The organism is Streptomyces sp. OZ13, assembly GCF_052068155.1.
Lineage (GTDB): Bacteria > Actinomycetota > Actinomycetes > Streptomycetales > Streptomycetaceae > Streptomyces.
In genome coordinates this window covers 484,445-498,733 of sequence record NZ_JBQHCZ010000003.1, presented here as the reverse complement: position 1 = coordinate 498,733, position 14,289 = coordinate 484,445, and the positions used below count along the sequence as shown (strand labels likewise).

The following is a 14,289-nucleotide window of genomic DNA, read 5'->3' as shown; positions in this document are numbered from 1 at the left end:
TACAGGCGCGGCGCCCGGGAGCGTGACGGGAGAACCGCCCGCATGCTCGAGTCGAACGAAACCGGCACCGCCGGAAACAACGAGAACGAAGACAACAACAGCCCCAGCGACACGCTGCCGCCGCGCCGCAGGCGCCGCGCCGCGTCGCGTCCCGCGGGAGCCCCGAAGACGGGGGAGTCCGCCGCCGCACAGGCGCAGGCCGCCGAGGCCGTCGTCCCGGCCGTGGCCGCAGTGGGCGCCGTGGTGGAGGCATCCGGCGAAGCCGGTGAAGAGACGCCCGCCGACGCCGGTGCCGCAGAGGCCGCACAGGTCGCCAAGGCCGTGACCGACGAACCGCGGGCGCGCCGCCGTGCCACCCGCAAGGCGACGGCCCCGGCCGGTTCGCCGCAGACCGCGGAGCCCGCGGAGGCCGAGGCCGCCGCGAGTGGCGAGGCCGAGGAAGCCGCGCCGCGAGCCCGTCGCCGTGCCACCCGTAAGGCCACCGCGCCCGCCGGCGCCCCGCAGGCCGCAGAGGTCACCGAGCCGGAGACGGCCGTCGCCGGCGGGTCCGCCGAGGACGCCGCCGCCACGCGGCCCGCGCGCCGCCGTGCCACGCGCAAGGCGACCGCGCCCGCCGGTTCGCCGCAGGCCGCCGAGGCCGTGGAGCCCGAGGTCACCGTGGAAGCCGCGGAGCCGGTCGCCGACGAGGCCCCCGCGCCGCGCCGCACCCGCCGCCGCGCCTCCGCTCCGGCCGGTGCGCCGGCCGCCGTCGAAGCGGCACCGACCGCCGAGGCCGGCAGCGCCGCGCAGGCGGCTCCGGCGGAGGCGGCCGAGCAGACCGCGCAGGAGACCACGGAGCCCGCGCCGCGAGCCCGTCGCCGTGCCACCCGTAAGGCCACCGCGCCCGCCGGCGCCCCGCAGGCCGCCGAGCCGCTGACCGTCGGGACCGCGCAGCCGGAGCCCGCCGCAGAGGAGGCGCCGGCCGCCGAGGCGGAGTCCGTCGCTCCCCGGCGCACCCGCCGCCGTGCCTCCGCGCCCGCCGGCGCGCCGAAGGCCGTCGAGGCGCCGGCCGAGTCCGCCGTCCCGGTCACCGAGGCCGAGGAGGAGGAGACCACCGTGGCCGAGGAGCAGGAGGCCGCGGTCGAGGCCGCCGAGGAAGCGCCCGCCCCCCGGCGTACCCGCCGCCGCGCGTCCGCGCCCGCCGGCGCGCCGAGGACCGGGACCGTGGAAGAGGGCGAGCCGGCCGAGGAAGAGGCGGCCGCGCCGCGCAGCCGTCGCCGTGCCACCCGTAAGGCGACCGCCCCCGCGGGCGCGCCGCAGGCCGCCGGCGAGGAGATCACGGAGGCCGGCGAGAGCCTGCCCGAGAGCGCCGTCTCCCAGATCGCCGCCGGTGAGGCGGAGGTCGCGGCAGCCGAGAAGGCCGCCACCCGTGGCCGCTCGCGCCGCCGCGCGGTGTCGCCGCAGTTCACCTCGCAGCCTGCCGCCACGGCGGAGCAGGCCGCCGAGGAAGAGCCCGCTCGGGGCCGCCGTGCCCAGCGGCCGGCAGTACCGACCTTCCGGGCCCCGGTCTTCACCGAGCCGATGTTCCAGACCCCGGAGACCGCCGCAGCCGCGGCCGCCGCCGCGGCGACCGGCCCCGAGCCGGAAGAGGAAGAGGAGACCGCGGTGACGCCCGCGGCGGAGACGGCGGCCGCCGAGCCGGCCGGCCGCCGTCGCCGCCGCCGTCGTGGCGAGCCCGCGGAGCCCGCGGAGGCGCCCGTCGCCGAGCCCGTCGCCGCCGAGGCCGTACCGGCCGAGGACGAGGCGGAGCCCGAGGAGGCGGAAGCGGCCGAGGCCGAGGCCGAGGAGCAGGACGAGTACGAGGACCGCCCGTCGCGCCGCCGCCGTCGTGGTGGCCGCCGCCGTCGCCGTGGCGAGGCCCCCGACGCGGACGAGTCCGCGGAGGAGCGGGCCGAGGACGCGGACGCCGAGGCGGAGGAAGCCCAGGAAGAGGGCGACGAGGAGGACGAGACCGACACGGAGACTCCTTCCGCCGCCGGCACGAGCAGCAGCCGTCGCCGCCGCCGTCGTCGCCGTCGCAGCGGTGACGGTGCCGCGGAGGCCGAAGCGGTCACCGACGACCCGGAGCGCACGGTCGTCAAGGTCCGCGAGCCCCGCAAGAAGGAGGAGCCGAGCGACGAGGTCCAGTCCATCAAGGGCTCGACGCGTCTCGAGGCGAAGAAGCAGCGCCGCCGTGAGGGCCGTGAGCAGGGCCGTCGCCGGGTGCCGATCATCACCGAGGCGGAGTTCCTGGCCCGCCGCGAGGCCGTCGAGCGGGTGATGGTCGTCCGCCAGAGCGGCGAGCGCACCCAGATCGGCGTCCTCGAGGACAACGTGCTCGTCGAGCACTACGTCAACAAGGAGCAGGCCACCAGCTACGTCGGCAACGTCTACCTGGGCAAGGTCCAGAACGTGCTGCCGTCCATGGAGGCCGCCTTCGTCGACATCGGCAAGGGCCGCAACGCGGTCCTGTACGCCGGCGAGGTGAACTTCGAGTCCCTCGGCATGTCGGGCGGCCCCCGCCGTATCGAGGCCGCCCTCAAGTCCGGCCAGTCGGTCCTCGTCCAGGTGACCAAGGACCCGATCGGCCACAAGGGCGCCCGGCTCACCAGCCAGGTGTCCCTGCCGGGCCGTTACCTGGTCTACGTGCCCGAGGGCTCGATGACCGGCATCAGCCGCAAGCTGCCCGACACCGAGCGCGCGCGTCTGAAGACGATCCTCAAGAAGATCGTCCCCGAGGACGCGGGCGTGATTGTGCGCACCGCCGCCGAGGGCGCGAGCGAGGACGAGCTGCGCCGTGACGTCGAGCGTCTCCAGGCGCAGTGGGAGGACATCCAGAAGAAGGCGAAGAGCGGCAACGCGCCGACGCTGCTCTACGGCGAGCCGGACATGACCGTCCGGGTCGTCCGCGACATCTTCAACGAGGACTTCTCCAAGGTCGTCGTCAGCGGCGACGAGGCATGGGACACCATCCACGGCTACGTCTCGCACGTGGCGCCGGACCTGGTCGACCGGCTGCAGCGCTGGACCAGCGAGACCGACGTCTTCGCCGTCCACCGGATCGACGAGCAGCTCATGAAGGCGCTGGACCGCAAGGTCTGGCTGCCGAGCGGCGGCTCGCTGGTGATCGACAAGACCGAGGCCATGATCGTGGTCGACGTCAACACCGGGAAGTTCACCGGTCAGGGCGGCAACCTCGAGGAGACCGTCACCAGGAACAACCTGGAGGCGGCCGAGGAGATCGTGCGCCAGCTGCGGCTGCGCGACCTGGGCGGCATCGTCGTCGTCGACTTCATCGACATGGTGCTCGAGTCCAACCGCGACCTGGTCATGCGGCGGCTCCTGGAGTGCCTGGGCCGTGACAGGACCAAGCACCAGGTGGCCGAGGTGACGTCGCTGGGCCTGGTCCAGATGACCCGTAAGCGGGTCGGCCAGGGCCTGCTGGAGTCGTTCTCCGAGACCTGCGTCCACTGCAACGGCCGCGGCGTGATCGTGCACATGGAGCAGCCGACGTCCGTGGGCGGCGGCGGTGGCGGGAAGCGCTCGAAGAAGCGCGGCCGTGGTGCCGCGCAGGAGATCGAGGGCCGTCCGGAAGCGGTCGAGACCGAGGCCGAGCTCGAGACGGAGGCGGAGGTCGCCGCCGAGACCGCGGCACCCGTGGCGCTCGCGGAGCCCGAGTTCGTACCGGACGAGGAGCTGTACAGCAGCGCGGCGGAGGCCGAAGCGGCGGCGACGCGCGGCCGTGGCCGTCGTCGTGCGACCCGCAAGGTGTCGGCCCCGGCCGGCGCGCCGAGGGCGGCCGAGCCTGTCGCGGAGCCCGTGTCCGAGCCGGAGACCCCGGCGGCGCCCGCCGCCGCGGAGCCCGCGCAGGCCGTGGCGCCGGTGGAGGAGGCGGCTCCCGCGGGCCGTACCCGGCGCCGTGCCACGCGGAAGGCGTCCGCTCCGGCGGGCCCGCCCGTGACGTCGGAGCCGACCGTGGTGGAGACGACCGTTCCGGTCGCACCGGCTCCGGCCGAGCCGGAGGCGGTCCAGGCCGCTCCCGCCCCGGTCGTGGAAGAGGCGCCGTCCGCGGCTCCGCCGCGTGCCCGCCGCCGGGTGACCCGCAAGGTCACGGCTCCCGCGGGTTCGCCGTCGGGCGCCGAGGAGGCCGCGGTCGTCGTGGTCGCCGCGGAGCCCAAGGCGGCCGAGCCGGAGACGGTGGCCGAGACGGCGGCTGCCGAGCCCGAGCCGGCTCAGCCGGACGAGACCGGAGCCGAGGCGCCGGCGGCCAAGAAGGCGGCCCGCAAGACCGCCAAGAAGGCCACGGCGAAGAAGGCGGCGGCCAAGAAGACCACCACCGCCAAGAAGACGGCTGCGAAGAAGACGACGGCGAAGAAGGCCTCGAAGAAGACCGTCGCCGCCGAGCAGACGCCGGCTCCTGGCGTCTCGTCGGACACGACGGAGGCGTAGCCGGTCGCACGGCACCCGCGGTACGGCGGTGGGCCCTCTCCCGCGCGGAGGGGGCCCACCGCCGTCCGTGCGGCGTACGCCGCACGGACCGCGCAGGGTCCGGGAACGCCCCCTGGCACGCGGCACGGCCCGGCCGGTGCGTCGTCGGCGCGGGCTCCGCACACCCGCGTCGGGCGGCGGGACCGCAGGGACCTCGGGAGCCAGGTGGGGAGCTGCCGTTGGGCCCGGGAGTCGGAGGCGGGGGCCGGTTTGACCCTCCGAGCGGCGGCCCGTAACCTTGACCCTCGGCGTGTTTCCTTACACGTCCACTCCTGAGCACCTCCCTCCCGGCCCGCCGGGAGAGGCCGCTCGTCCATTCCGGACCGTCATGGGCCCCAGGCCCGTGCGAGCGGCTGGCATCAGGAGTTTCGTTCGAGCGAGAGAGAGATCCGCGTGTACGCCATCGTGCGCAGCGGTGGTCGCCAGCACAAGGTTGCTGTCGGCGACATCGTTGAGGTTGACAAGATTTCCACTGCCAATGTTGGCGACACGGTCGAGCTCTCGACCCTGCTCGTTGTCGACGGCGACGCCGTGACCAGCGACCCGTGGGTGCTGGCCGGTATCAAGGTCACGGCCGAGGTCGTGGACCACCACAAGGGCGCGAAGATCGACATCCTTCGCTACAAGAACAAGACCGGCTACCGCCGCCGCCAGGGTCACCGTCAGCAGTACACGGCGATCAAGGTCACCGGCATCCCCACGGCTGCGAAGTAAGGGACTGAGGAGAGATGGCACACAAGAAGGGCGCATCGTCCACCCGGAACGGTCGCGACTCCAATGCCCAGCGGCTCGGCGTGAAGCGCTTCGGCGGTCAGGTCGTGCTCGCCGGTGAGATCCTGGTCCGCCAGCGCGGCACCCACTTCCACCCCGGCGCCGGCGTCGGCCGCGGCGGCGACGACACGCTGTTCGCGCTGCAGCCGGGCGCGGTGGAGTTCGGTACCCACCGTGGCCGCAAGGTCGTGAACATCGTTCCGGTCGCCTGACCGGAATCCTTCGCGAGGGGCGGACCTCACTTCCCGTACGGGAAGCGGGTCCGCCTTTCGTGTGTTGAGAGACAGACATTACGTACGTACGTCACACGTCATTACTGGAGGCACATCCATGACCACCTTCGTGGACCGCGTCGAGCTGCACGTCGCCGCGGGTAACGGAGGCCACGGCTGCGCCTCCGTACACCGGGAGAAGTTCAAGCCCCTCGGCGGACCGGACGGCGGCAACGGCGGCCGTGGCGGGGACGTGATCCTGGTCGTCGACCAGTCCGTCACCACGCTGCTCGACTACCACCACAGCCCGCACCGCAAGGCCACCAACGGCAAGCCCGGTGAGGGCGGCAACCGTTCCGGCAAGGACGGCCAGGACCTGGTCCTGCCGGTCCCCGACGGCACCGTCGTCCTCGACAAGGAGGGCAACGTCCTCGCCGACCTGGTGGGCCAGGGCACGACCTTCGTGGCCGCCGAGGGCGGCCGGGGCGGCCTCGGCAACGCCGCTCTCGCGTCCGCGCGCCGCAAGGCGCCCGGCTTCGCGCTGCTGGGTGTCCCCGGTCAGACCGGGGACATCGTCCTGGAGCTCAAGACGGTCGCCGACGTCGCGCTCGTGGGCTACCCGAGCGCCGGAAAGTCGTCGCTGATCTCCGTGCTCAGCGCCGCCAAGCCGAAGATCGCGGACTACCCCTTCACCACCCTCGTGCCGAACCTGGGTGTCGTGACCGCGGGTTCGACCGTGTACACCGTCGCGGACGTCCCCGGACTGATCCCCGGCGCCAGCCAGGGCCGTGGCCTGGGCCTGGAGTTCCTGCGCCACGTCGAGCGCTGCTCGGTGCTCGTGCACGTCCTGGACACGGCGACGCTGGAGTCCGACCGTGACCCGGTCTCCGACCTCGACGTCATCGAGGAGGAGCTGCGGCAGTACGGCGGCCTCGACGACCGGCCGCGGATCGTCGTCCTCAACAAGGTCGACATCCCGGACGGCCAGGACCTCGCCGACATGATCCGCCCGGACCTCGAGGCGCGCGGCTACCGCGTGTTCGAGGTGTCGGCGGTGGCGCACAAGGGCCTCAAGGAGCTGTCCTTCGCGCTGGCCGAGATCATCGCGGAGGCGCGGGCCGCCAAGCCCGTGGAGGAGGCGACCCGGATCGTGATCCGCCCGAAGGCGGTCGACGACGCGGGCTTCACCGTCCGGCAGGAGGAGGACGGTCTCTTCCGGGTCCGCGGCGAGAAGCCGGAACGCTGGGTGCGCCAGACCGACTTCAACAACGACGAGGCCGTCGGCTACCTGGCCGACCGCCTCAACCGCCTCGGTGTCGAGGACCAGTTGATGAAGGCGGGTGCCCGCGCCGGTGACGGCGTGGCCATCGGCCCCGAGGACAACGCGGTCGTCTTCGACTGGGAGCCGACGATGATGGCGGGCGCGGAGATGCTCGGCCGCCGCGGCGAGGACCACCGCCTCGAGGCGCCCCGTCCCGCCGCGCAGCGGCGGCGGGACCGTGAGGCCGAGCGGGACGAGGCGCAGAAGGAGTTCGAGGGCTTCGACCCCTTCTAGGACGTGCCCCGCGTGTCACCCCGAACCGGCCCTGGAGCGGCGCTCCGGTGACGCACCACGGCGATCGGACCGGCGACGGCCCGGAGGATGCCGTGGTGCGGCTCGGCAGCGAACCGCGCGTACATCCGGGCCGGTTCGGCGGGCGTCCGGGTTCTCTCTCCCGTATCGGAAGCGGCTGCGCGAGAGCCCCGGCCCGCCGGAAGCGGCCGCAGGCGGTGGCATCGCCGGCGGCAGGTGGCCGGACGCCACCCTGTGTCACTGCTCCAAGGCATCAGCGTCGTGCAGGACGTGGTGGTCAGAACGCATCGAGGGCGTTCCCTTCGTGACTCGTGGCCGCCTTTCGGCGGCGCCTGACGAGCGTGAACACGCCCACGGTGAGAGCCAGGGCCACGGCGGCCGCGGCTCCGAGCAGTACGAGGCGGCCCCTGTCCTCCTGGTACCACTCGGCTTCGAGCACCTTGCCGTCGGAGCCGATGACCTCCAGCCGGACCGGCCGCGAGTTGTTCTCGGGCTCGGGGTCGTTCGCCGGCTCGGTGATCGAGACCCGGCCCTCCGCCCCTGGGACCCATTTGTCGATGCGGACGCGGAGCAGGATGGGGTCGTACTGACGCAGCAAGGAGCGTAGACCTGCGGGTGCTGGACGCGATCATCATCGTCGGCGGCGATCGGTCTGAATCCGAGCGCGCGCCCCGAGCCCCGCTGAAATGTGTCGCGGTAGTCCTCTGTGTGCCACCACGGGCGGTCGAGCGGTGCGAACCAGTAGCTGTACATGCCGTCCACCTCGCAGCAATCGCTGATCAGAGCACGGAACGAAGCATCGGTCTCGTACGAGCGTCCCGCCTCGGCAGTACCCTCCAACTCGCAGTAGGCATTGCGCCGATCGGAGTCGTAGAAACAGTTCGAAAACGTGGTGGGCAAGGTAAGGCGTTCCCAGCTCGATTGGACGCTGATTTTCATGAGGACACCGCTCACCGCCGACTTCCGGGTGTTGATGAAGGCCGGAGTGATGGGTGGCGGACGTCCCTTGTCGGACTTCGGCACCTCGATCCGGTCACGTGGGTAGAGACCGTCCAGCTCCGGAACGTCGTCGTTGGCCGTCGCCGTCGGGGCCAGGCCGAGGATCATCATCAAGACGGCGGCTATCAGCACAGCAGCTCTGCGTGGCATTCCCGCGTTCCCTTTTCCCCCGCACCTCTTTGCCGGGTGCGCTTGCTGAAGGTGTGACGTGCAGGAACGCCCGACAGTTGTACGCGGGCCAACGCATCCCTCCGTTGCTTCGACGCGGCCGGCGCCGCGTCCGCCGTGCAGGGTCGGGGGCTTCGCCGGTTCCGGGTGATGGCCGGCAAATTGTCCTGAAGCCGTTGCCACACAGGGGTCCGGGCGGTAAAGGGCCTCGGTCCGTTCCCGTAAAATCGTCGGGTGACCACTGGACACGGCGATCCCGACCGCATTGATCCCCCCTCCGCCGCGGAGGGGGTCTGTGTTGTGGTCATCGCGTACAACGACGCGGACCTTGTCGGTGAGGCGATCGGCTCGGCGCTCGGTCAGGGCCCCGAGGTCAGCGAAGTCATCGCCGTCAATGACAGGTCCGACGACGGGACCGCCCGTGTGCTCGATGAACTCGCCCGTCGCCACCCGCGGTTGCGAGTGATCCACCGCACGGAGAACAGCGGCGGATGCGGCACCCCTCGCAACGACGGGCTGGCCGCCGCAACTGCCCCGTACGTGATGTTCCTGGACAGCGACGACGTACTGCCCGAGGGAGCTGTCGGCGCGCTGCTGGCGGCTGCCGGGCGTCACCAGGCGCCGGTCGCGGTCGGCAACTGTGTCAGGCGTGAGCTGCCCCTGGGGCTGGACGTGACCTGGCAGCCGGGGCTGTACGAGGAGGCCGGTCCGGTCGAGTCCCCGGAGGACCGTCCGGAACTGCTCCACGACACCCTCTGCGTCAACAAGCTGTACTCCCGCGCCTTCCTCCAGGAGCACGGGATCCGCTTTCCGGACGGCCGCTTCGTCTACGAGGACTTCGTCTTCACCGCGCGTGTGATGGCGGCCAGGCCCCGAATCGCCGTGATACCCGACACGGTCTACGTCTGGCACGTACGCCGCAACGCCGCCCAGGTGTCGATCTCCCTCGACCGCGACGCGGTGAGCAACTGGCAGGCGCGGATCGAGGCCCACCGCACGGCCGTGGAGACGTTCCGCAAGGCCGATGCCAAGTCCCTCGCGGCGGCCTGCCGGGTGAAGTTCCTCGACTACGACCTGCGGATGTACGTACGGGAGCTGCGCCGCCGGGGCAACGAGTACCGCACGGCCTGGTGGGACGCCACCCGCGAGTATCTGGCCGGTTTCGACGCAGGCGAGATCGCCGCCGCGCAGGCGCCGGCGCGCTGGATCGCCCGTGTGGTCCAGGCTGCCGAAGCCCCACGTGACGTGGAGCGACTCGGGCAGCTGGCCAGTGACCCGGCGCGTCTGCTGCCCCCCTACGCCGTGGCCGGGGGCGTGCCGGTGTGGGCGGAGGACCTGCCGTCGGCCGAGCTGGACGGCGTGGCGACGCTGCCTGTGGCCGAGCTGCCGGTCCTGGCGGAGGCCCGCATGGTGCGCAGTTCGACCCGCGATCTGTTGATCACGGTGCACGACATGTACGGGCGGCTGAGTGCCGCCCGGCCGCACTCCGCCGAGATCGAGTTCCTCCTCCGAGGCGCCGAGCAGCCCGCGCTCACCCGTGACGCCGAGCTGCGCGAGGAGGACGGGGCCTGGTCGGTCCGCGCCGTCATAGGTCCCGATTCCCTGTCGCGCTCGGTCCCCCGGCAGGGCAGGAGAGGGATACAGAGCTGGGACATCCGGCTCCGGGTGCACCTCGCCGACGGTTCATCCCTCGTGACCTCGCTGAGGTCGCTCGACCGTATGCAGCGCAGGGTGGTGCCCAGTATTCGGCACGGCGTGCTGCTGTTGCAGTCGCATGCCAATGCGAGCGGATCGCTCGCCTTCCGGATGGCGCTGGGTATGCACGGTGCCCTTGTGGTCGCCCGGGCCAGGTCGCGTGGTTAGACCCTGCTGACGAACGAGGAGGGGCCACCGGCCGTGCCGGTGGCCCCTCCCACGTTTGTGCTGCCGACCCCTACCGCTGAAGGAAGGCGAAGAGGTCTTCCCAGCGGCTCACGATCTCGGTGGTGGAGTAGCGCTGGATCTCCCGCCTGGCCCGCTCACCCATCCGGTCACGCAGTTCCTTGTCGGTGATCAGCATGTCGAGCCTGCGGGCGAACTCGGCGGTGTTGCCGGGGGGCGCGAGGAAACCGTCCTCTCCGTCCGAGATGATCTCTCGCACGCCCGGCGCGACATCGAAGGCCACACAGGGCACGGCCGTTGCCATGGCCTCCATGAGCGCGAGAGGGAAGCCTTCGCCGCGGGAGGACAGCGCGAACAGGGAGCTCTCCCGCAGGGCACCGGGGACGTCGCTGGTGCGCCCCATCCACTCGACGGAGGTACTCAGCCCCAGCTGCGCGCTCTGCTTCTTCAGCGCTGCCTCTTCCTCGCCGGAACCGTAGATCCGCAGAGTCCAGTCCGGATGCAGCGGCGCGACCTCGGCCCAGGCGTCGAGCAGCAGGTCGACGCCCTTCTCCTCGTGCAGACGGCCGATGCTGACCACGGTCTTCGCACTGCGGTCCGAAGGGACCTCGGGGAAGAAGGGCAGCGGATTGGGCATGGATCCGATGTTGTCGAACTGCTGGCGGATCCAGAGATCGGCATCCTCACGGGTGAGCGTGAGCATCCGGTCGACGTCCTTGTACAGCCGCTTGACGCGCTGGAACCGGGACGACCTGCGGCACGTCTCGTACGACTCGTGGCTCATGCCGATCACGGTCAGACCGGCGGTGTCGGCGAGAGCGACCCATTCCATGGCCCAGACCTGGGTGACGATGACGACGGCTCCGGGCCGGGCGGCCCGGAACATCGAGGTGAGCTTGGCCGCCTGGGTGCGCATCGCGGAGTCGCGAAGGTGGCGGCGCCGGCGCTCGACGAGATTCAGCCTGCCCTTGAGGCCGCGCACGGACCTGACCGTGGGCGGGTGCTCGTCGTACAGCGTCGTCGTGAGGTAAGGCAGGTCGGACCCCAGATCGGCCCGGCGGCCGTCGGGCGCGGGGGTCACGCCGACGACATGCACGTTGTGGCCGCGCTCGCTGAAGAGACGGGCGATCTGGTGGGACCAGCTGGTGATGCCGCCCAGTTCGTCGACGCTGTTCGACACCAGGAAGATGTCACGCGGTTCCGTGGTGTGGTTGGTCATCAACGGCTCCAGTCGGCGAAGAACTGATCGACGATGCTCTGCGCGGCAGTACCCAGGTCGTACTCACCGAACTCCGCGACGAACCGGCGGCGGGCCTCGGCGTACTTGGGCTTCTGCTCGTCCAAGGAGCGGACGGCGTCGTGGAACTCCTCCTCGGTACGGAAGACGGGGCCCGGCGCGTGTTCGAGCAGGTCGAAGTAAGTACCTCGTCCCTCGTGCACGTAGGCGTCGTAGTCGTACGTGAAGAAGAGCATCGGCCGGTCGAGCACCGCGTAGTCGAACATCACAGAGGAGTAGTCCGTGACCAGCGCGTCGGCGAGCTCCATCAGCGGAGTCACGTCGTGGTGGGCGGACACGTCGATGACCTTGCCGCGCACCGTGGGCGGCAGCACTACATGGTTGAGGTAGTGCGCGCGCACGAGCAGTACATAGCGGTCGCCGAACTCCTCCGCGAAACGGTCCACGTCGAACGGCAGCTCGAAGCGGCTGTGCCGACCACGGCCCGCCGTGCGGAAAGTGGGCGCGTACAGCAGGACCGTCTTGTCGGCGGCAATGCCCAGCTGCTCCGCCAGCGGGCCACGCGAGCGGCTGCCGGCCGCGGCCTCGGCGTCGCGTGCCCGCACGAGGACGTCGTTACGGGGATATCCGACCCGCAGCAGCGTCTTCTCCTGAAGCCGGAACGCCTTGGCCAGAGTGCGGACGTCGTGCTCCGACCGCACGAGGAAGTGGTCGAAACGGTTGAGCGTCTGCTGCTGGGCCTCCTGCTCCCGACGCGGCAGCGCCTTCTGCGCGGGCTGGTCGAAGCCCATCTTCTTCAGCGCGGAGCCGTGCCAGGTCTGGATGTACGTCGTCTCGGGCCGCTTGGCGAGCTTGAGCGGGTAGCTCTGGTTGTCCACCCAGAACTCCGCCCGCGCCAGGGCCTTGAGGTATGGAAGCGACCAGCGCCGCACCAGGGTGGCGTCCTTGGGGAAGTCCTTCGGGCTGCCGGAGTAGGACCAGATCGCCTCGAAGTCCAGTCCTTGCCGGACCATCTCCTCGTAGATGGCGCGCGGGCTGTCGCTGTACTGCTTGCCCAGGTGGCTCTCGAAGACGACGGTGCGCTTCTTGACCGGCAGGCGGCTGTACACCTCGTGGTAGATCCGCAGCTTGTTCTGGTCGGACGTGAGGTCCTTGTGTAGCTGCTTCGCCTTGCGGTAGCCGGCCTTCGCCAGCTTGCCCGGCTTGCCCCGCACACCGCGGCGGATCAGCTCCTCGATCCGCTCGCTGTCGTGCCGCTCGGAGACGAGCCGGAACGCCAGGTGCCCCTTCGCCGTCGCATGCGCCTCGATGTGGTCGGCGACCAGTCGGGTCAGGCGGGGGCGGACCGGCAGTTGCCCACCGGTCAGGTCGGTGTCCCCGACAGTGAGCCGGGTGGTCGTGCGGGCCCCGTCCACGTTCAGGATCAGCCGCACGTCCCACACCGTGTCGATGATGCCGAGCGGCCTGAGCCGGGAGCTGATGTCGGCCTCCGCCTCCCAGCCGATCGTCTCGCCCTCGTGGCGCACCGCCCGTACGGGGAAGGAGAACGACTTCAGGCTGCGGCGCCTGGCCCTGAACTCCAGCTCGCCCTTGAGCGCAGCGTCAGGCCCGATCATTCCCAGCGGATTGGTGATCCGGCCCGCCATGTTGACCGTGCCGTCGGCCTCGGAGAAGGCGGTGAGGATGTTGCGGAGGTAGAGCTGGTTGATCGACTTCTGGTGGTAGCCCAGGTCCGTGACGTCCAGCACGCTGCGGGAGAACTCGTCTTCGAGGTGCTCGGCGCACCAGTAGATGCGGCCGTCCAGCTCCTTGAGCGGCGAGGAGACCTTGTCACGGTGGATCAGGGTGTCGACCGCCGGCAGCAGGTTCTGCCAGTCGTCCTGCTGCAGCAGGTGAGCGCATATCGCCTGGATCGGCAGGACCTTCCCGTAGGCCTCGTGGTTGAGGCTTGCGAGGTACTCCCGTGAGAGCTCGGCGAACTCCGCCCGGTACGACTCGTTGCGGAAGGGCAGGTCGCGCAGGTGCAGAACGAGGTCGTGCTTCAGGAACTTGACGTCCTTGGCGAGCTTGATCTCGTCCAGCCCGTGCTGCTCCAGCAGGGCGTCGATGCGCCGGTGGACCTCCAGCCGGTGGGAGTAATTGGTCATCTCGTGGCGGCGGTTGGTCACGGACTTGACCGCGGCCTGCTCGTGGACGTGCCAGAAGTAGACCTGGTTGGGGATCAGGGTGATGCGCTTCGCGGCGAGGTAGGCCTCGGCGATGAACATCAGGTCCTCGTAGAACATCCCCTTGGGGAAGCGGAGCTCGTTGTCGATGAGGAAGTCGCGGCGGTAGCACTTGTTCGTGGAGAGGGTGTCCCAGACGAACAGGTCCGGCAGCTCGGTGACCGAATTGAGCGTGCGGGTGGTCGAGTAGAGCCAGGCGTACCAGGCGTCGCGCTTCTTGTTGCGGCTGTCCTTGTGGAGACGCACGCAGAGCCCGGAGACCATGTCGGCCTGCGTCTCGTCGGCGGCCGAGACCATGTTGCGGCAGGCGTTGACCTCGAGGACGTCGTCACTGTCGAGGAACATGACGTATCGGCCACGGGCATGCCCGATACCGACATTGCGGGGTTCGCCGCCCGCGCCGCTGTTCTCGGGCAGCTGGTACGCCCGGATCCTGTCGGGGTGGGCGGCCGCCAGCTCTTGTGCGACCTCGAAGGTGCGGTCACTGCTGAAATCGTCGACGATCACGACTTCGACGCTCTGCAGGGTCTGGTCCAACACCGACCGAACGGCCGTCGGGAGACGCTCAGCGTCGTTGTAGGCGATGACGACCACGGAGACGTCAGGCACTGGCACCTCGATCCACTTGTCTTCCTTTAGGCACACCAAAGCTACCTCGTGTTCATGGCCGGTCCTGCCGTGGACCCCGGGGCCGCGGTGCTCGTCGTTCCACGATCG

The 14,289-nt window shown here is 70.9% G+C and carries 8 protein-coding genes; 5 read left to right on the top strand and 3 right to left on the bottom strand.

The features are described 5' to 3' along the window. Positions 1–42 precede the first annotated feature (42 nt). The 4 genes from ACTMTU_RS09295 (at position 43) to obgE (ending at position 7,044) form a co-directional block, all read left to right on the top strand. A complete protein-coding gene (locus ACTMTU_RS09295; RefSeq protein ID WP_441262991.1) occupies positions 43–4,467 on the top strand; it encodes an Rne/Rng family ribonuclease in 4,425 nt (1,474 codons plus the stop codon). A 432-nt stretch (positions 4,468–4,899) separates the two neighbouring features. Next, the gene (gene rplU / locus ACTMTU_RS09290) at positions 4,900–5,220 is read left to right on the top strand and encodes a 50S ribosomal protein L21 (RefSeq protein WP_005317674.1); all 321 of its coding nucleotides are present in this window, start codon (positions 4,900–4,902) and stop codon (positions 5,218–5,220) included. 14 nt (positions 5,221–5,234) lie between these two features. Then, positions 5,235–5,489, top strand: coding sequence for a 50S ribosomal protein L27 (gene rpmA, locus ACTMTU_RS09285; protein WP_005317677.1), 255 nt, complete (start codon positions 5,235–5,237; stop codon positions 5,487–5,489). A gap of 118 nt (positions 5,490–5,607) precedes the next feature. Continuing rightward, positions 5,608–7,044 (top strand): GTPase ObgE, encoded by a 1,437-nt coding sequence (obgE, locus tag ACTMTU_RS09280; RefSeq protein WP_441262990.1) that lies wholly within the window; start codon positions 5,608–5,610, stop codon positions 7,042–7,044. Between the two features lie 295 nt (positions 7,045–7,339). On the opposite strand, the gene ACTMTU_RS09275 is transcribed toward obgE, so the two are convergent. Further along, on the bottom strand, positions 7,340–7,660 hold the full coding sequence (locus ACTMTU_RS09275; RefSeq protein ID WP_441262989.1) for a hypothetical protein: 321 nt from the start codon (positions 7,658–7,660) through the stop codon (positions 7,340–7,342). A gap of 803 nt (positions 7,661–8,463) precedes the next feature. On the opposite strand from ACTMTU_RS09275, the gene ACTMTU_RS09270 reads away from it, so the two are divergent. Beyond that, entirely contained in the window at positions 8,464–10,092 is a 1,629-nt protein-coding gene (locus tag ACTMTU_RS09270) for a glycosyltransferase family 2 protein (RefSeq protein WP_441262988.1), read from the top strand. Positions 10,093–10,162: 70 nt separating this feature from the next. Here ACTMTU_RS09270 and ACTMTU_RS09265 read toward each other — a convergent pair whose 3' ends face one another. Continuing rightward, positions 10,163–11,329 (bottom strand): glycosyltransferase family 4 protein, encoded by a 1,167-nt coding sequence (locus ACTMTU_RS09265; RefSeq protein WP_441262987.1) that lies wholly within the window; start codon positions 11,327–11,329, stop codon positions 10,163–10,165. After that, a complete protein-coding gene (locus ACTMTU_RS09260; protein ID WP_441262986.1) occupies positions 11,329–14,181 on the bottom strand; it encodes a bifunctional glycosyltransferase/CDP-glycerol:glycerophosphate glycerophosphotransferase in 2,853 nt (950 codons plus the stop codon). The genes ACTMTU_RS09265 and ACTMTU_RS09260 overlap by 1 nt, the downstream gene beginning before the upstream one ends. Positions 14,182–14,289 lie beyond the last annotated feature (108 nt).